The following is a 17592-nucleotide window of genomic DNA, read 5'->3' as shown; positions in this document are numbered from 1 at the left end:
CGCCCTCCCCGTCTTTTCGTGGGGGGTTTGGGGGGCTCTGGCCCTTGACTGTTGGTTAAACATGGAGAGATCGGGATGGTTTTCTCGTCCAATGTGTTCCTGTTTCTGTTCTTGCCGATCTTTCTCGGCTTGTACTACTTGAGCGGGCAACGCTATCGCAACCTGCTGCTGCTGATTGCCAGCTATGTGTTCTACGCCTGGTGGCGAGTGGACTTCCTGGCGCTGTTCGCCGCCGTCACGCTGTGGAATTACTGGATCGGCCTGAAGGTCGGTGCCGCCGGTGTGCGTACCAAGCCGGCCCAGCGCTGGCTGCTGCTGGGCGTGGCCGTCGACCTGTGCATTCTCGGCTACTTCAAGTACGCCAACTTCGGCGTCGACAGCATCAACGTGATGATGAAGTCGGCGGGCCTGGAGCCGTTCATCCTCACCCACGTACTGCTGCCGATCGGCATCTCGTTCTACATCTTCGAGTCCATCAGCTACATCATCGACGTGTATCGCGGCGACACCCCGGCCACGCGCAACCTCATCGACTTTGCCGCGTTTGTGGCGATCTTCCCGCACTTGATCGCCGGCCCCGTGCTGCGTTTCCGCGACCTGGCCGACCAGTTCAACAACCGTACGCACACCCTGGATAAATTCTCCGAGGGCTGCACGCGGTTCATGCAGGGTTTCATCAAGAAGGTGTTCATCGCCGACACCCTCGCGGTGGTGGCCGACCATTGCTTCGCCCTGCAAAACCCCACCACGGGCGATGCCTGGCTCGGCGCGCTGGCCTACACCGCGCAGCTGTACTTCGACTTCTCCGGCTACAGCGACATGGCCATCGGCCTGGGCTTGATGATGGGTTTTCGCTTCATGGAAAACTTCAAGCAGCCGTACATCAGCCAGTCGATCACCGAGTTCTGGCGGCGCTGGCACATCAGCCTCTCCACCTGGCTGCGTGACTACCTCTACATCACCCTGGGCGGCAACCGCAAAGGCACACTGACCACCTACCGCAACCTGTTCCTGACCATGCTGCTCGGTGGCCTGTGGCACGGCGCGAACATTACCTACATTGTGTGGGGCGCCTGGCACGGCATGTGGCTGGCGATTGAAAAAGCCATTGGCCTGAACACCGCGCCGCGCAGCTTCAACGTGGTGCGCTGGGCCTTCACCTTCCTGCTGGTGGTGATGGGCTGGGTGATCTTCCGCGCCGAAAACCTGCACGTGGCCGGGCGTATGTACGGCGCCATGTTCAGCTTTGGCGAGTGGTCGCTGTCGGAACTCAACCGTTCCAGCCTCACCGGCCTGCAAGTGGCAACCCTGGTAGTGGCCTACGCCACCCTGGCGTTCTTCGGCCTGCGCGACTTCTACACCAACCGCCCTGCGGATAAAGCCAAACCGGCCGACCCGAGCCTGATCAAGGCGGTACCGGGCGACAACCCCGGCAGCATCCATCAGCCCGGTTTCAGCGTGGGTCGCGATGCGGCCGTGCAACCGGCCTACTGGACCGCTGACTGGCCACGCTACGCAATGCGCGCGGCGGTGCTGCTGCTGTTCGTGGCGTCGATTCTGAAACTGTCGGCGCAGAGTTTCTCGCCGTTCCTTTACTTCCAATTCTGAGGGAGCCGACCATGACCCGTTCATTACGCGTTCTCTACATCAGCCTGTTCCTGGCGCTGCTGCTGGCCCTGGGCGCCTGGTCGCTGCGCAGCTTCATGGGCTTCAGCACCAACGCCGACGCGACCGTGCTCAACGGTCGCTGGACCAAGGCCGTCGAGACCCATTACGACAAAGAGTTCCCGATCAAGCGCCTGGGCACCAACCTGTGGGCAGCGCTGGACTACAAGCTGTTCAACGAAGGCCGCACTGGTGTGGTACTGGGTCGCGATCACTGGCTGTACAGCGATGAGGAATTCAACGCCATCGCCAACCAGGACCAGAACCTGCAAGACAACTACGCGCTGGTCGAAGGCGTACGCCAGAAGCTCAAGGCCCGTGGCATCCAACTGGTGATGGCGATTGTGCCGGCCAAGGTGCGCCTGTACCCGGAGCACCTGGATGAGGTGAAACCGGCGAGCATCCACGCCAACCTGTACCAGGACTTCCACGCCCGTGTCGCCGCCGACAAGATCGTCGCGCCGGACCTGCTGGGGCCGCTGCAACAGGCCAAGCTGGCTGGCACGCAAGTGTTCCTGCGCACCGACACCCACTGGACCCCGGACGGCGCGGAAATCGCGGCCAGGCAGTTGGCCAAAACCATCTCCGAGAAAACGCCGTTGAGCGGCGAGCCGCAGCGCTTTGTCACCGAAGCGGAAAAAACCGAGCCGCACAAAGGTGACCTGCGCCTGTTCCTGCCCCTGGACCCGCTGTTCGAAAACCTGATGCCGCCCAAGGAGCCCCTGCAAAAGCGCGTGACGCACCTGGCTGAAGACAAAGGCGACGACGCCCTGTTTGCCGACAGCGAAACTCCGGTGGCACTGGTGGGCACCAGCTACAGCGCCAACCCCAACTGGAACTTCGTCGGTGCGCTCAAGCAGGCCCTGCACAGCGACGTCATCAACTACTCCGAAGACGGCCACGGCCCGATCCTGCCGATGCTCAGCTACCTGAAAAGCGATGACTTCAAGAACACCCCGCCGCAAGTGCTGATCTGGGAATTTCCTGAACGTTATCTGCCTGTGAACAACGAAATCGGCGACGCCGACCCCGACTGGGTTGCGCAGCTCAAACAAGCCGGTATGCGCCAGCAAAACATGGCGTTGAACAACACCCTTAAAAAATCCGAGACGCCCGACCGGGCGCAAAACTGAAAGAGAGGTAACTCACATGACTTTCACTACAACTGCGCGCCATCTCGCCAAGTCCCTGACCATCGCTGCCGGCGTAAGCTTCGTATCGATGTCCGCCTTCGCCGGTGGTGACGCTGCCTTGTACGGCCCCACCGCGCCAAAAGGCTCGAGCTTTGTGCGCATCTACAACGCCAGCAACCAGGAAGTCAGCGCCACCGTGGGCAACACCAACCTCAGTGAGGTTGCGCCACTGGTCAGCAGCGACTTCAGCTTCATGCCCGGCGGTGACTACAGCGCCAAGGTCGGCAGCCAGACCGTGCCGGTCAAGTTGGCCGCCGATCACTACTACACCCTGGTCAACAGCGGCAGCGGCCAGCCGCAGCTGATCGAAGAGCCGCCGTTCAAGAACAAGCAGAAATCCCTGGTGCGCGTGCAGAACCTCAGCGACAAGGCCCTGACCCTGAAAACCGCCGACGGCAAGACCGATGTGGTCAAGTCGGTGGCCGCCAAGGGCCGTGGCGAGCGTGAAATCAACCCGGTGAAGGTAAGCCTGGCGTTGTATGACGGTGACAAGAAAGTCGGCGATGTGAAGCCGGTTGCGTTGGAACGTGGTGAAGCGGCGGTGCTGTATGTCACCGGCACAGGTTCGAGCCTGTCGCCAGTGTGGGTGAAACGCCCGGTATCGACCCGCTGATTAGCTTTTGAAATTGACTCTGACTCAATCGATTCAAGGAGAAATACCGATGATTCCAGTAATCCTTTCCGGTGGCAGCGGCTCACGTCTTTGGCCGCTTTCGCGCAAACAGTTCCCAAAACAGTTCCTGGCCCTGACCGGTGAGCACACCCTGTTCCAGCAAACCCTGGAGCGCCTGGTGTTCGAAGGCATGGACGCGCCGATTGTGGTGTGCAACAAGGACCACCGTTTCATCGTCAACGAGCAGTTGAGCGCCCGCAAGCTCGAGTGCCAGCGCATCCTGATGGAACCTTTCGGTCGCAACACCGCGCCGGCCGTGGCGCTGACCGCGATGATGCTGGTCAACGAAGGCCGTGACGACCTGATGCTGGTGCTGCCGGCCGACCATGTGATCGACGACCAGAAAGCCCTGCAACGCGCGCTGGCCCTGGCCACCGTGGCCGCCGAGCGCGGCGAAATGGTGCTGTTCGGTGTCCCGGCCACCCGCCCGGAAACCGGTTATGGCTACATCAAGTCGGCCAACGACTCGCTGCTGCCCGAAGGCGTCAGCCGCGTTGAGCAGTTCGTGGAAAAACCCAATGAGAAGCGCGCCGTCGAGTTCGTCAAAAGCGGCGGCTATTTCTGGAACAGCGGCATGTTCCTGTTCCGCGCCAGCCGCTTCCTCGAAGAGCTGAAAAAGCACGATCCGGACATTTACGACACCTGCCTGCTGACCCTTGAGCGCAGCGAGCAAACCGCCGACACCGTGACCTTCGACGAAGCCACCTTCGCCTGCTGCCCGGACAACTCCATCGACTACGCCGTGATGGAAAAAACCCAGCGCGCCTGCGTGGTGCCGCTGAGTGCCGGCTGGAGCGACGTGGGCTGCTGGGCCTCGCTGTGGGCGGTCAACGAAAAGGACGCCAACGGCAACGTGAGCAAAGGCGATGTGGTGATCCAGGACAGCCGTAACTGCATGGTGCACGGCAACGGCAAGCTGGTGTCGGTGATCGGTCTGGACAATATCGTCGTGGTGGAAACCAAGGACGCGATGATGATTGCCCACAAGGACAAGGTCCAGGGCGTCAAGCAGATGGTCAACACCCTCAACGAGCAGGGTCGCAGCGAAACCCAGAACCACTGCGAAGTCTATCGTCCGTGGGGTTCCTACGACTCGGTGGACATGGGCGGGCGCTTCCAGGTCAAGCACATCTCGGTCAAGCCGGGCGCGTGCCTGTCGCTGCAGATGCACCACCACCGCGCCGAACACTGGATCGTGGTGAGCGGCACCGCCGAAGTCACCTGTGACGAGAACGTGTTCCTGCTCTGCGAGAACCAGTCCACCTACATCCCGATCGCCTCGGTGCACCGCCTGCGCAACCCGGGCAAGATCCCGCTGGAGATCATCGAAGTGCAATCGGGCAGCTACCTGGGCGAAGACGATATCGAGCGCTTCGAAGACATCTACGGCCGCTCGACGCCGATTGAACGTGGCGTGTCGGTGAAAACTATCGCGCAGTAACACGGTCGTAGAACAAGCCCCCACCCGGCCCACTGCGTCCCCTATCCGCAGTGGGCCGGGTGGGGGCTTTTTTGGTTCTTCACGGATTACCGGGAAAGACGCTCTTGATCTTCATGAAAAAGAACTCGCTATCCCGGTAACCGTACGCCATCCGCTTGATCACCTTTATTCGATTGTTTATTCCTTCCAGCTGACCGGTGTGCATCGGCCAGCGCACCCGGCTTACGATGCCTCGCCAGTAACCCTTTAGCCGTTTGGCAAACTGCACCAGAGCCGGTATTTCGCTTTCATGAGCATGGCGCAGCCATTGTTTCCAAGCCGCTCGCCAAGCCCAGGCAGCGCTTGCTGTCCAGAGCGTTTTGAGCTCAGCCTTCATCAAATAAACCGTCATCAGCGATTGGTTGGCCGCCAACAAATCCTGCAAACGAACCTGTTGTTCCGGCGTTTTCAGATTCTGCGGATTGCGCAGCAACAGCCATCGCGCCTGCTTGATGACCTTGCGAGCCGGCTTGTCATGACGCAGTCGATTGGCCTCGTCGACGCGGACCCGATCTATCACCTCTCGGCCATATTTGGCCACCACATGAAAGAGGTCGTAGACCACTCGCGCTTTCGGGCAGTGCTGACGGACCTCCAGGTCAAAAGCGGTATTCATGTCCATCGCAACCGCTTCGATTCGAGCACATCCCTCTGGCCCCAGCTCTTCGAAAAAGGGCCGAACCGCCGCCCTGCTACGGCCTTCGCCAATCCATAGCACTCTTCGCGTATCGGCATCCAACACCACACTGGCGTAGCGATGCCCTTTGAACAGCGCGAATTCATCCATCACTAGGCGTCGTGGCTGCGCCTTTGGCAGCGTGCTCAACGCCGCCTGTAAGGCTCGACGCTCCAGCAACCGAACGGTGTCCCAATGCAGGCCAAACATCTGTGCCACGTGCAGGGTTGGAAGGCGCTCGCAGGCTTGAATGACCGCATCCGCCAAGCGGCGCGTCATCCGGGCATAGCGATCCAGCCAACTGACGGCCTCCATGCGTTTGCCACAGTCGCGGCAGCCAACCCGCCTGAGCAAAACGCTGAGGCGTACCGCGCGACCGAGAATGGGAAGATCACGAACGGTTCGCTCGCAATACTCATGAGTGGTTGAACAAGGTTTTTGGCAGCCACCGCAGGAAGGAAATCGAGTGGCGTGGGGAGCCAGATCGATCTGTAGGGTGTCACCATCAGTCTTGATCGTGACGACAGAAAAGCCCTCCCAAAAAGGAAGGAAAGTATTAATATCGCGCATAAGAACGCCGGTTTGTTAGATGTGTTTGCTCGCACGAACATCATCAATCAAATCGGCGTTCTTGTTTCTGTCTTTCCCGGGATTCCGTGAAGAACCTTTTTTTGGATTGCTGGCGACTGTGAAGGCCCCATCGGGAGCAAGCCCCCTCCCACACTCAGGTCTGCGAACACCGTCAACTGTGGGAGCTGGCTTGCCTGCGATAGCGTGCGAAAGCACACCGGATAGTCAACCCGCCTCCCCCACAGTAGGATGGTCCATCCATTCGCGAGGCAGTCTCCATGTTCTTCGGCGTTCTCCTGATCATCACCTGGCTGATCCTGCTGCTGCGCTACCCGGCCAAAGCCTTGCCGGTGTCCCTGGCCGCCGCCGCAGGCCTGGGTCTGGTCGCGGTGTGGGTGGTGTGGCTGGACAACCGCGAAGCCTCGCAACTGGCGCACCTTGAACTGCGCATCGTCTACGCACCCCAGGAATGCCCCGCCGACCGCCCACTGAAACTGACCCTGAACAACGGCAACGACGTACCCCTCACCGAACTGCGCTGGCGCGTCGCCGCCTACGCACCGGGCGACAGCGTGAACCTGGCCGACAACGTCTACGCCGCTCCGCGCTATCGCGGCCCCGGTGAGCTGCAGGCCGGCGCCACCTGGGACGACTGCCTGCCCACCCCGCCGCTGCGCCCCGGTTACCGCGCGCAAACCCTGGAATTTCGTGCCGAGCACCTGCAAGGCAGCTTCTCGGACTGACAAAGGATTGACCCATGCCCAACGTACTCATCACCGGCTGCTCCAGCGGCATCGGCCGCGCCCTGGCCGACGCGTTTAAAGGCGCAGGCTTCGACGTGTGGGCCAGCGCCCGCCGCGCGGACGATGTCGCCGCCCTCGCCGCCGCAGGCTTGCGGGCCGTGCAACTGGACGTCAACGACAGCGCCGCCCTGCAGCACCTGGCCGAACAACTGGGCGAGCTGGATGTGCTGGTCAACAACGCCGGCTACGGCGGCATGGGGCCGCTGCTCGACGGCGGTACCGAGGCCATGCAGCGCCAGTTCGAGACCAACGTGTTTTCCATTGTCGGCGTGACCCAGGCGCTGTTCCCGGCCCTGCGTCGCAGCAAGGGCCTGGTGGTGAACATCGGCAGCGTCTCCGGTGTGCTGGTCACCCCGTTTGCCGGTGCCTACTGCGCCTCCAAAGCCGCCGTGCACGCCCTGAGCGATGCCCTGCGCATGGAACTGGCGCCGTTCGGCATCCGCGTGATGGAAGTGCAGCCCGGCGCGATCGACACCCACTTCGCAAAAAACGCCGGCGCCCAGGCCGAGCAGTTGATCAACGAACAATCACCCTGGTGGCCCCTGCGCGAAAGCATCCGCGCCCGCACCCAGGCCTCACAGGACAAGCCGACACCCGCCAGCGTATTCGCGGCGCATGTGCTCAAGGCCGCGCAACGGCAACAGCCCCCGCGCCTGCTGCGCTCGGGCAATGGCAGCCGGGTGTTGCCGCTGATGGCGGCGTTGTTGCCCAAGGGCTTATTGGAAAAAGCATTGAAGAAACGCTTTGACTTGAATGGGAGTTTATAAATGATCGACTACAGCGACTTTTTCGAAGAAGTGATCCAGACCCACATCGAGATCGAGCAATGGTTCGCCGGTGTCGCGCCGGAGGGCACGCTGCAACAGTTGCTGCCGCGCTTTTCGCCGGAGTTCACCATGATTGCGCCGTCCACCGGAACGCGCATGAATGCCGCCGGTGTCAATTATCTGTTTACGCGGCTCGGCGGACAGCGGCCGGGGTTGAAGATCACCTTGAGCGAGCTGACCGGCATTGACCGGCACGCGCGTGGGGCCATCGTCAGTTACCGCGAGCATCAGGTCGATGACAGCGGCACCCAGACAGACCGCCGGGCCACGGTGGTGTTCGAGAAGCTGGCCAGCGGCGCCCTGCTGTGGCGCCATTTGCACGAGACCTATTGCCAGGCCTGATCGGCCGCTTCCCCAAGGCTGGCCCGCGCGCGGTCGCCAGCCCCCTCATTTCGCCGCAATACAATTTCGCTACAGAACTGAACGGGCGCTATGGGTAGAGTCGCGTCCTGAATCCAGACTCAGCATCCTCAGACCCCTCTCGTGTTTGTCGTTGATCGCAGTCCGCCTCGACCCCATCACTCCCTTGGGTGACCCCTATCAAGTTTCTCAGCAGATCGCGCTTGTGTCGCACGCTATGCATCCTGTCTCTGGTGTTGATCGCCGGCTGTTCGGTAGCCCCCCTGCCGGCCTTGAACCCGTCCATGCCACAGGCCTGGCGCAACACACCGCCAGACCTGGCGCCGCGCAAGCCCGACTTCAATCAGTGGTGGCGCGCCTTCAACGACCCCGAACTCGATGCCCTGGTGATGCGTGCCCTGCACAACAATCTTGAGGTGGGCGCGGCCATCGAGCGATTGCGTGCCACCCGCGCGCTCAGCCGCAGCGCGCAGGCGCCTTACCTGCCGTCGCTGGGCGTGAAGACCCATGATGCGATCAGCCCCGACACCAGCACCTCTTACTTTCTGATCGGCTTCGATGCGCAGTGGGAGTTGCCCCTGTTCGGCGCCCGGCAGAGTGCCGAGCGCCTGGCCCGGGGTCATGAGGCGCTGGTGCAGGCCGAGGTGCGCAGCGTGCAGGTGTCACTGGTGGCCGAGCTCACGCGGCAGTGGCTGGAGCTGCGTTCGGCGCAACAGGCTCAGCTCAGCCTGACACGCCAGCGCGACACCCAGCGGGAAAAACTGGCGCTGCTGCAGGTGCGCGAGCACCTCGCCCTGGCCTCGCCCGCCGAGGTGGCCGCCGCTGAAGTGGAACTGGCACAGGCCGAGATGAGCCTGAGCACGCCGCGTCAGTTGATCAACCGCCACGCGCAACAGTTGGCGCTGCTGGCGGGCCAATCCGAACCTGAACCGCGCTGGCTGCAACCGCGACCGCTGCCCACCCTTGGCCCGTGGCAACTCGACAACCTCCCGGCGGACCTGTTGCGCACACGCCCGGAAATCGCCGGCGCCGAGGCCCAGGTGCTGGTCGCCGCCGGTGAGCTGGGCATGAGCCGCGCCGACATGTACCCACGCCTGAGCCTGGGCGCCTCGTTGCAGTGGTCGGTGAACATCGCCAGCAACCGCAAACGCACGCCCAGCGGCAACGGCATTTTCTCGGCCGGGCCGGGCATCAGCATTCCGTTGTTCGACTGGGGCCAACGCGCCAGCGCCGCTCGCGCCAGCGACCACCTGCTGCAGGCCGCCCTGCTGGATTATCGCCAGGCAGTCCTGCAAGGCGTCACCCAGGTGGAAATGGCGCTGGGGGACCTGGAACAGACACGCTTGCGTGAACAGGCATCCCGCCAGGCCCAGGCAGCAACGCAAGCACGCCTGCACGCCTTGCGACAGCGCACGCAGCTGGGGTTGATGAGCACGCTGGAGCTGGTCGGCGCCGAGATGCAGGCCCAGCAGGCCCTGCAAAAGGCCGACGCTGCCAGCACTGAACGGGGTATCGCCTACATCGCGCTGTACAAGGCGCTCGGTGGCGCGCCGTTGCCGGCAGGCGCAATCAAGGAAGCGCACTGATGGTCGCGCTCGCCCGCCTGACCCTGATCCATGAATGGCGCCGCTTCCTGCCGGCAATCATTGCCGTGGGCTTCGCCGGGTTGCTGCAATTGCTGCAGGCCGCGCTCGTGCTGGGCATCTTTGGCAGCGCCAGCGTTTATATCACCGGCTCCACGGCCGACCTGTGGGTTGGCTACCCCGGCACCCAGAGCGTCAACCTCGGCAGGCCCATCGACGCCGGCGTAGAGATGCGCTTGCGCATGGACGCCGATGTGGTGCGAGTGGAACCGTTTCGCTGGGTCGACGCCGATTGGCGCGGCGCACGGGACACCGGCGGCGTGTCGGTGTTTGTGTCGGGTATCGACGCGGGCCCGCAAGGCCTGATGTTTGAACGCGTGCTATCGACCGATCTGCGCGCACGCCTGGACGAACCCGGCGCCGTGATCGTCGACCGCGCCGACCTCGACAGCCTGGGCGTCAACCTGGGGGACGCCGCAACCATCAACGGCCATCGCGTGCGCGTGGTCGGCATCGCCAGCGGCCTGCGTGCGTTGGGCGGGGTGAACGTGCTGGCGTCGCTGACCACCGCGCGACAACTCGACACCACCGCGCCCGCAGACCGCATTACCTACCTGGTGGCCAAGGTGCGCGACCCGGCTCAGTCCGAGGCGGTTGCCGCACGCCTGGGCGACGGCGCCGCGTTCGGCAGCTACGCGGTGTGGACGGCACAACAGTTCGCCCAGCGCTCGCAGTTGTACTGGATGTTCGACACGGGCGCCGGGGCCGGCGTGCTGTTTCTGGCGGCCATCGTGTTTCTGGTGGGCGCCGTGATCACCAGCCAGACGCTGGTGGCTGCGGTCGTCGGCTCGATCCGCGAATACGCCACCTTGAACGCCCTCGGCGTCGGCGTCACGGCCCTGCGCAAAGTGGTAATGGAGCAGGCGTTCTGGGTCGGGGCCCTGGGCCTGCTCGGCAGTTCGGTGCTGGCCGGGCTGTTCTTCGTGCTGGCCGGCTACTACAACGTGCCACTGCAGCTCTCGCCCATCGCAGCCCTGGCGTGTCTGTTGCTGAGCATGACCCTGGCCCTGGTGTCAGGCCTGGCGGCCATCCGCACCTTACGTCACGCCGACCCGGCGAGCCTTTTGAGATGACCCGCCCATGAGCATCCTGACCTCGGCAGCCCCCATCACCCTGCACGCCAGCGGGATCAGCAAATCCTTCACCTCGGGACGGGTGGTGACCCCCGTGCTGCACGACATCACCCTGGCGATACGCCCCGGCGAGCTGACCCTGATCTCCGGCCCGTCCGGCTGCGGCAAAAGCACCCTGCTCGCGATTCTCAGCGGCCTGCAACGGCCCGACCGCGGCAGCGCCAGCGCACTCGGCCACGACTTGGCCAGCCTCGACGCACGCGCCCTGGAGCAGTTTCGCCTGCGGCACACCGGCTTTGTGTTCCAGGGCTTCAACCTGTTTCCGGCGTTGACCGCGCTGCAGCAGGTGGCGCTGCCGTTGGGCTACCTCGGGCTGCCGGCCAGGGAAATCCAGCAACGCGCCATCGAAGCGCTGGAAGAGGTCGGCCTGGGTGCCCGGCTGAAACTGCGCCCGGCAGAGTTGTCCGGCGGCGAAAAGCAGCGCGTTGCGATTGCGCGGGCAGTGGCCAAGGCGCCCGAGTTGTTGTTCGCCGACGAACCGACCAGTGCGCTGGACGCCGCCAACGGCCACATCGTGATCGACATCCTGCACCGCATCGCCCGCACCCGGGGCACCACGGTGCTGTGCGTCAGTCACGATCCGCGGTTGATCAGCAATGCCGACCGGGTGTTGACCATTGAAGACGGCCGCATCCTCAATGACACCCCTTCTCCCTTCCAACCGGCGGCGACCGCCGGTGCCCAGGAACCCTGCGCATGAACCCACGTCTGTTTCGCCCCTGGCTGTTGTTGAGCAGCGCACTGCTGGTGCTGAGCGCCTGCTCCCGTGAAGACGTCCCGACCAGGCCTGCTGCGGCGCCCCCGACCTACCTCGCGGTGGCGCGCGGCCGCATCGACGTGGAGGGCGGCCTGCTCAGGCTGGGCGTCACGCGTGACGGCGTAGTGGCCGAGATCAAGGTCAATGAAGGCGAGTCCGTCAAGCAGGGCCAACTGCTCGCCACACTGGACAGTGAGGCCGCGCAACTGGCGGTGGCTGCCGCGTTGGGGGAGCAACAGCAGGTGGAGGTTGAGGCCCGGCAACTGGCCAGGCAACTCACGTTTGCCGAGCAAACGGCCACGCGCCTGAGCACGGCCGCTGCCGCCGGTGCCGGCGATAGCCAGAGCGCCGACGAGGCCCGCGAGCGCGCTGCGCGGTTACGCGACGCGCTTGAAAAGAATCAGGGCGACGCCCAGGCAGCCGCAAGAAAGCTGACGGCGGCCCGCCACGAACTGACCCGGCGCAGCCTGCGTGCGCCCATCGACGCCGAGGTGGTCCGCCGCCTGATCCAGCCTGGCGCCGCCGTCTCCGCACAATCGGGCGCAGCATTCGTGCTGCTGCCCAACCAGCCACGCATCGTGCGCGCCGAGTTGAATGAGTCATTCACCGGCGTGGTGGTTCCGGGGATGAAAGCTGAGGTCACCGACGACAGCGTCAACGGCTCCACGCCGCTGACCGCCCATGTTGTGCGCATCAGCTCAGTACTGGGCAGCAGCACCCTGGAAGACGACCCCCAGGTCAGGGCCAATATGCGCACAGTCGAATGCATACTCGCGTTTGACCAACCACCGCCGGCATCGCTGCGGGTGGGGCAGCGCATGCTGGTGCGGTTTGGGCCTTAGCTATCGGCATATGCTGCCCTGTGCAGACGGGCTACTGTGGCAAGCCCGCTACTGTGGCGAGCAGGCTTGTCCTGCGTTGGGCTGCGCAGCAGCCCCAAAACCAGGCGCTGAGGCGTATCAGGTACACCGCATTTTGCTGGATTGGGGGCGCTTCGCCCCCCAACGCGGGGCAAGCCCGCTCGCCACAAAAGACCGCCGTCACAGCTTGCTCGCCACAGTTCGCCAAGGTTCAGTGCCGCATTGGCTTCACGATCACGGTGCAGGTAATCCCGGCCGCCAACAAAACACCCTCCGGCACCTGATCGATATGAATGCGCACCGGCACGCGCTGGGCCAGTCTCACCCAGTTGAAGGTGGGGTTCACATCCGCAATCAGTTCCCGGCTCTCGGGGTTGTCACGGTCGTAGATGCCGCGCGAAATGCTTTCCACATGGCCTTTCAAGGTCTCGCCGCTCATCAATTGCATATCGGCGCTGTCGCCCACCTTCACATGGGGCAACTTGGTTTCTTCAAAGAAGCCGTAGACCCAGAACGAGTTCATGTCCACCACGGCCATTTTGGCTTCGCCGATGCGTGCATAGTCGCCTCGGTGTACGTTGAGGTTGGTGACGTAGCCGTCGACCGCCGCGAGCACCCGGGTGCGTTTGAGGTTGAGTTCGGCGGCCTCCAGTTGCGCCAGGGCGTGCTGGTAATCGGCCAGGGCCGCGTCGGCGATGTTGCTGGCGTCGTCGCGGTTTTCCCTGGAGATCACCAGCGCGTCGAGGTCGGCGCGGCGATGGGCGTTGACCTTGCGCATGTCCCAGGTGGCTTTGCGGGAGGCCACCAGGGACTGCGCCTGCTTGACCGCAATGCGGTAATGCTCGGGGTCGATCTGCATCAGCAGGTCGCCTTTTTTGACCAACTGGTTATCGCGCACGGGCACCTCGATCACCTCGCCGGTCACGTCGGCCGCGACGTTGATGATGTCGGCACGCACGCGGCCGTCGCGGGTCCAGGGTGTGTCCATGTAATGCACCCACAGCGTGCGGCCAATCCAGATCGCCAGCGCCAATACCAGCAAGGTGGCGAGCAGGCTGAAAAACTTTTTCATCGGGACATTCTCAACGGTAGATGCAGAGCGCCAGGGCGCCGAACAGACAGACGAACAGGCTCAGGCGCAGCAACGCCGGGTGCCAGAAGAACCGGTACAGATCAAACCCCGCCATACAGCGATCCAGCGCCCAGGCAAGGCCCGCCGCGATCAGGAATATCAGGGTGATGCTTGGCATGTAGAGGCCGTGGAACGCGATTTCACGAGGCATGCAGCGGTCCTTGCGGGTCGAGCAACGAGGTGCGGATAAAGTGCAGGTAGCTTTTGACCCGGCGCAGGGCGGAAGTGTCGAAGTGCGGGGCGAAGGGTTCGTCAGTGGCCTGCACGCGGCTGATCGCGTGGTCGACGGCGATCAACCCGCGCTCCAGATTGCCGGCGTTGGGTTGCAGGAACAGGCGCATCAGCGCACGGCCCATCACGCGGATGGCGTGGCGCCACGGTTGGAATTCGGCGTAGGCCGGGTGCACCGGCAGCATCGCCTGCTCGTTGCGCAACTCAATGATCGCGTGGCCGACTTCCTGCACCAGCAGCATCCAGCGCAGCAGGTCGCGTTGCACCTGCGGCTGCGCGACGGCGAGGCCGTAGGCCTGGTGCAGCAGGTCACGGGTGCGGCTTTCAAACCGTGCGGCCAGGCCCTTGAGTTTGCCGCCGATGGCGTACACCACTTGCTCGCGCAGGTCCTGTTCGAGGCGGCGCCACAGCCAGCGGCTGTTGGGCGGCAGGATGATCGCCCCGGCCGCCGCGCACACCAGCATGCCGATCACCATGGCCAGGTAATCGTTGATAAAGGTGTAGGGGTTGTAGACCGTGAGGTTGTCCGGCACCGAGCCGGTGCTGAAGAAAATCAGCAGGCCAAGTCCCACCCCGGCGTACTGCGGGCGTGAGGCGAGGAAGGCACCCAGCACGATCACCGGCGCAAGCACCACGCACAGCAGCGGGAAACCGTCGATCCAGGGGAAGATGAAGAACATTTCGACAAACCCGGCCAGCGCGCCGATCAAGGTGCCGCAGGCCATCTGGAACGCCATGCGTTTGGGGTTGGGCGTGGCGGCTGAAAGGCCGACCGTCGCAGCGGCGATCAGCGTCATGGTGGCGCCGCTGGGCCAGGCGGTGGCCACCCAGTAACTGCCCAGAACAATCAGGATGAACGCCGCGCGAATGCCCGAAGCGGCGCAAGCCAGCCAGTTGGTTTTGGGGGTGTAGGGTTCGTTCCCTTGTTCGCGCGCATGGCGATGATCGGCCAGGGACGCGTGGGTTTGCGCGTAGTTGTAAAGGTCGTCGACGAAGCGATAGAGCAGCTCGCAGGCGGTATGAAAATCCAGGTGCTCGGCGTCGCCCGGGCTGCCCTGCTCAAAGTGCGCACGCAGGCTGCGCAGCGCAGTGGGCAGGTCTTGCCGATAGGCGCGCAGTTGCTCGGCAAGGCGTGCGGCGTCGGCACTGGTGAGGGCGCGGCCCGAGAAACCATCGAGGTGATCTGCGAGTTCCTGCAGGCCCGGTTTGATCGCATCCACCCCGTGATCGGCGGCGCCCGCCCGCAGTCGCGCCAGCAACTGATGCAGGGCGTTGAAGCGCGTGGTGAGGCTCATGAATTCGCTGTTGAGGCGGTTGAGCCGACCGTTGCGCCGACGCATGTGCGGGTCTTCGAACACCGTGACGCTGCGCAGCCCTTCCAGGCCCACGGCCTCGGCGATAAAACGCACGTTGGCGGTTTCGAAACCATCGCGTTGGTTGCGCCCACGCAGGCCGTCGGTGACAAACAGCGCGAACACGCCAAAACGCTGATACAGCGCATTGCGCATGGCGGCGCTGGCGGTCTGCGGCAGGATCGCGGCGCTGACCAGAGTGGAACACACGATCCCCAGGGAGATTTCCAGCACGCGCCACACCGCCGCCATAAAGGCGCTGTCCGGGTGTGCCAGCGCCGGCAAGCCGACCATTGCCGCCGTGTAGCCGGCCAGCACAAAACCATAGGCGCGAAAGTTGCGGTTGCGCGTTGCGCCCGCCGTGCACAGGCCAACCCAGATCGCCAGCGCGCCGAGGAACAGTTCGGTGTGCTGCGCAAACAGCGCGATCAGCAACACCATCACCGCCGAGCCGGCCAGGGTGCCGAGCAAGCGATAGAAACTCTTGGCGAACACCTGGCCGCTCTGCGGCTGCATCACGATAAACACGGTGATCATGGCGGTGCGCGGTTGCGGCAATTCAAGGCGCATGGCCAGCCACAGCGTGAGGAACGCGGCGATCAGCACCTTGAAGATATATACCCAGGTCACGCCGTCGCTGCGCGCCCAGTCGAAGAAACCACGGCGCCATTCAAGGGCCTGCAGGTATTTCATTGCGGCGCATCCTGCCCGGCGTCGAGGCCGCCGCCCAGTGCCGTCACCAGTTCGGCATGGGCACTCAGGCGTGCGGCCTGCACCTGCTGCTCGACCTGCTGCTGGCGGAACAGCAGGGTCTGCGCGTTCAGCACATTGAGGTAGTCGGTGAGGCCGCGTTGGTAGGCGATGGTCGCGATGTCATAGGTGTTCTGCGCTGACGCCACCGATTGCGCGGCGAAAGAGGCTTGCTTGTCCATGGATTCGCGGCGGATCAGTTGGTCGCTGATGCCCTTGAGTGCATTGACCAGGGTCTGGTTGTAGTGCGCTACGGCGATGTCATACCCGGCGCTGGCTTCACCCAGCTCGGCACGCAAACGCCCGCCATCAAAAATCGGCAAGGTGATCGCCGGCCCGAGGGTGTAATTGAATTTGTTGCCGGCCAGAAAGGCCAGCAAGCCGCCGCCGGTGGCCATGTAGCCAAGGCCGCCGACCAGGTCGACATTGGGGTAGAAACCGGCCTGCGCGACATCGATGCCACGTGCCTGCGCCGCGACCTGCCAGCGACTGGCGACCACGTCCGGGCGCTGACCGAGCAACTGCGCAGGCAGGCGCGATGGCAACTTCAGCGGCGCGGCGAGTGACAGCGTCGGGCGCTGCAACTGCGCGCCCTCGCCGGGTCCTTTACCGGCGAGCGCCGCCAGCTGGTTGCGGCCGAGGGCGATTTCTTCGTCGAGAGCGTCCAGTTGGCGACGGGTTTCCGGTAATGGGGTTTCGGCCTGGCTAACCTCCAGGTGCGTGCCGATGCCCGCGTCCAGACGCTTATTGGCCAGGTCGAGAATTTGCTGTTGCTGGGCCAGCGTGGCCGCCACGATATCGCGATTGGCGTAGTGCAACGACAGTTGAATATAGGCGCGAACCACGTTGTTTTGCAGCTCGAGTTGAGCCTGGCGCGCCTCGGCCGCGCTCACATGGGCCAGGTCGACGGCACGCTCGGTGGCATTGCTTTCGCGGCCCCACAGGTCAAGGGCGTAGCTCAGGCCCAGGGATGAAGTGTTGTCCCAGGTGGTCGACCCGCTCAGCTCGCCAGGGCCATAGAACTGATCCGTCGGCCAGTGGTGGCGGTTGAGGGTGGTGTCGCTGTTGATCTGCAGGGATTCGGCCGACTCGGCAATTGCGGCCAGCGCCCGTGCCTGACGCACTCTGGCGGCGGCCATGGCCATGCTCGGGCTGCTTTGGGTGGCAAGCTCGACCCAGCGGTTGAGCTGAAGATCGCCGTAGGCCTGCCACCATTGCGCGGTGGGCCAGTGCGCGTCCTGGGCGGCGTGCTGGATAGCCTCATCGGTGGCCAGGTTATCGGCGTTCAAGGACTGGCCTTGGGGGGCGATGCCTGCGGTTCCGAGACAGCCGCTGATTGCTAACGATAAAGCCCAAACACTGAGAGTCTTCAGCTCTCTGCTGATGCGACGCGGCACGGCAAGCGAATTCCTGAGGTGGGGTGCGGGAGAGGCGGCGCAATTCTAGGCGGGGCGTTGGAGGAGGATAAGCTGGCATTCCTGTGAATC

Annotated in this window: 15 protein-coding genes and 1 pseudogene; 11 read left to right on the top strand and 5 right to left on the bottom strand. The window is 63.8% G+C overall.

The genetic code is table 11. The features are described 5' to 3' along the window. The first annotated feature begins 75 nt into the window (after nucleotides 1-75). From VRB54_RS04500 to VRB54_RS04485, 4 genes are read left to right on the top strand one after another with little or no spacing between them, the layout of a single operon-like run. A complete protein-coding gene (locus VRB54_RS04500) occupies nucleotides 76-1608 on the top strand; it encodes an MBOAT family O-acyltransferase (RefSeq protein ID WP_015371217.1) in 1533 nt (510 codons plus the stop codon). A gap of 11 nt (nucleotides 1609-1619) precedes the next feature. Continuing rightward, a complete protein-coding gene (locus tag VRB54_RS04495) occupies nucleotides 1620-2798 on the top strand; it encodes an alginate O-acetyltransferase (protein ID WP_338479677.1) in 1179 nt (392 codons plus the stop codon). A gap of 16 nt (nucleotides 2799-2814) precedes the next feature. Beyond that, entirely contained in the window at nucleotides 2815-3471 is a 657-nt protein-coding gene (locus VRB54_RS04490) for an alginate O-acetyltransferase AlgF (protein ID WP_338479676.1), read from the top strand. Between the two features lie 49 nt (nucleotides 3472-3520). Then, on the top strand, nucleotides 3521-4972 hold the full coding sequence (locus VRB54_RS04485) for a mannose-1-phosphate guanylyltransferase/mannose-6-phosphate isomerase (RefSeq protein ID WP_209988827.1): 1452 nt from the start codon (nucleotides 3521-3523) through the stop codon (nucleotides 4970-4972). Between the two features lie 79 nt (nucleotides 4973-5051). Here VRB54_RS04485 and VRB54_RS04480 read toward each other — a convergent pair whose 3' ends face one another. Further along, complete coding sequence (locus tag VRB54_RS04480; RefSeq protein WP_338479005.1) at nucleotides 5052-6257, bottom strand: ISL3 family transposase; 1206 nt, start codon at nucleotides 6255-6257, stop codon at nucleotides 5052-5054. Nucleotides 6258-6535: 278 nt separating this feature from the next. On the opposite strand from VRB54_RS04480, the gene VRB54_RS04475 reads away from it, so the two are divergent. From VRB54_RS04475 to VRB54_RS04445, 7 genes and pseudogenes are all read left to right on the top strand, one after another. Further along, nucleotides 6536-7000 carry a multidrug transporter gene (locus VRB54_RS04475; protein ID WP_338479675.1) on the top strand — a complete coding sequence of 155 codons (465 nt, stop codon included), beginning with the start codon at nucleotides 6536-6538 and terminating at the stop codon, nucleotides 6998-7000. Nucleotides 7001-7014: 14 nt separating this feature from the next. Further along, on the top strand, nucleotides 7015-7827 hold the full coding sequence (locus VRB54_RS04470; RefSeq protein ID WP_338479674.1) for an SDR family oxidoreductase: 813 nt from the start codon (nucleotides 7015-7017) through the stop codon (nucleotides 7825-7827). After that, a complete protein-coding gene (locus VRB54_RS04465; RefSeq protein ID WP_338479673.1) occupies nucleotides 7828-8229 on the top strand; it encodes a DUF4440 domain-containing protein in 402 nt (133 codons plus the stop codon). 221 nt (nucleotides 8230-8450) lie between these two features. Further along, complete coding sequence (locus tag VRB54_RS04460) at nucleotides 8451-9833, top strand: efflux transporter outer membrane subunit (protein WP_338479672.1); 1383 nt, start codon at nucleotides 8451-8453, stop codon at nucleotides 9831-9833. Continuing rightward, nucleotides 9833-10963: an ABC transporter permease gene (locus VRB54_RS04455; protein WP_338479671.1), complete on the top strand. Its 1131-nt coding sequence runs from the start codon at nucleotides 9833-9835 to the stop codon at nucleotides 10961-10963. The genes VRB54_RS04460 and VRB54_RS04455 overlap by 1 nt, the downstream gene beginning before the upstream one ends. A gap of 109 nt (nucleotides 10964-11072) precedes the next feature. Next, a pseudogene (locus VRB54_RS04450) lies at nucleotides 11073-11723 on the top strand (ABC transporter ATP-binding protein); the annotation flags it as partial. Further along, nucleotides 11720-12622, top strand: a complete 903-nt coding sequence (locus VRB54_RS04445) for an HlyD family secretion protein (protein ID WP_338479669.1) — start codon at nucleotides 11720-11722, stop codon at nucleotides 12620-12622. The pseudogene VRB54_RS04450 and the gene VRB54_RS04445, both read left to right, overlap by 4 nt. Before the next feature lie 229 nt (nucleotides 12623-12851). On the opposite strand, the gene VRB54_RS04440 is transcribed toward VRB54_RS04445, so the two are convergent. The 4 genes from VRB54_RS04440 to VRB54_RS04425 are packed head-to-tail and all read right to left on the bottom strand — an operon-like array spanning nucleotide 12852 to nucleotide 17502. Continuing rightward, complete coding sequence (locus VRB54_RS04440; protein ID WP_338479668.1) at nucleotides 12852-13712, bottom strand: HlyD family secretion protein; 861 nt, start codon at nucleotides 13710-13712, stop codon at nucleotides 12852-12854. A gap of 10 nt (nucleotides 13713-13722) precedes the next feature. Then, entirely contained in the window at nucleotides 13723-13923 is a 201-nt protein-coding gene (locus VRB54_RS04435; RefSeq protein WP_338479667.1) for a DUF1656 domain-containing protein, read from the bottom strand. Next, nucleotides 13913-16048: an FUSC family protein gene (locus VRB54_RS04430; RefSeq protein ID WP_338479666.1), complete on the bottom strand. Its 2136-nt coding sequence runs from the start codon at nucleotides 16046-16048 to the stop codon at nucleotides 13913-13915. The genes VRB54_RS04435 and VRB54_RS04430 overlap by 11 nt, the downstream gene beginning before the upstream one ends. Then, nucleotides 16045-17502: an efflux transporter outer membrane subunit gene (locus VRB54_RS04425; protein WP_338479665.1), complete on the bottom strand. Its 1458-nt coding sequence runs from the start codon at nucleotides 17500-17502 to the stop codon at nucleotides 16045-16047. Before VRB54_RS04425 ends, VRB54_RS04430 begins: the two co-directional genes overlap by 4 nt. Between the last annotated feature and the right edge of the window lie 90 nt (nucleotides 17503-17592).

Origin of the sequence: Pseudomonas trivialis, assembly GCF_036864995.1 — a bacterium.
Lineage (GTDB): Bacteria > Pseudomonadota > Gammaproteobacteria > Pseudomonadales > Pseudomonadaceae > Aquipseudomonas > Aquipseudomonas trivialis.
The sequence above is the reverse complement of the archived record's forward strand: the minus strand, read 5'-3'. Positions and strand labels throughout refer to the sequence as shown.

Bases quoted from the DNA above. Each gene is read 5' to 3' on its own strand.
- VRB54_RS04500 (WP_015371217.1), top strand. From the start codon at position 76: ATGGTTTTCTCGTCCAATGTGTTCCTGTTTCTGTTCTTGCCGATCTTT.
- VRB54_RS04495 (WP_338479677.1), top strand. From the start codon at position 1,620: ATGACCCGTTCATTACGCGTTCTCTACATCAGCCTGTTCCTGGCGCTG.
- VRB54_RS04490 (WP_338479676.1), top strand. From the start codon at position 2,815: ATGACTTTCACTACAACTGCGCGCCATCTCGCCAAGTCCCTGACCATC.
- VRB54_RS04485 (WP_209988827.1), top strand. From the start codon at position 3,521: ATGATTCCAGTAATCCTTTCCGGTGGCAGCGGCTCACGTCTTTGGCCG.
- VRB54_RS04480 (WP_338479005.1), bottom strand. From the start codon at position 6,257: ATGCGCGATATTAATACTTTCCTTCCTTTTTGGGAGGGCTTTTCTGTC.
- VRB54_RS04475 (WP_338479675.1), top strand. From the start codon at position 6,536: ATGTTCTTCGGCGTTCTCCTGATCATCACCTGGCTGATCCTGCTGCTG.
- VRB54_RS04470 (WP_338479674.1), top strand. From the start codon at position 7,015: ATGCCCAACGTACTCATCACCGGCTGCTCCAGCGGCATCGGCCGCGCC.
- VRB54_RS04465 (WP_338479673.1), top strand. From the start codon at position 7,828: ATGATCGACTACAGCGACTTTTTCGAAGAAGTGATCCAGACCCACATC.
- VRB54_RS04455 (WP_338479671.1), top strand. From the start codon at position 9,833: ATGGTCGCGCTCGCCCGCCTGACCCTGATCCATGAATGGCGCCGCTTC.
- VRB54_RS04445 (WP_338479669.1), top strand. From the start codon at position 11,720: ATGAACCCACGTCTGTTTCGCCCCTGGCTGTTGTTGAGCAGCGCACTG.
- VRB54_RS04440 (WP_338479668.1), bottom strand. From the start codon at position 13,712: ATGAAAAAGTTTTTCAGCCTGCTCGCCACCTTGCTGGTATTGGCGCTG.
- VRB54_RS04435 (WP_338479667.1), bottom strand. From the start codon at position 13,923: ATGCCTCGTGAAATCGCGTTCCACGGCCTCTACATGCCAAGCATCACC.
- VRB54_RS04430 (WP_338479666.1), bottom strand. From the start codon at position 16,048: ATGAAATACCTGCAGGCCCTTGAATGGCGCCGTGGTTTCTTCGACTGG.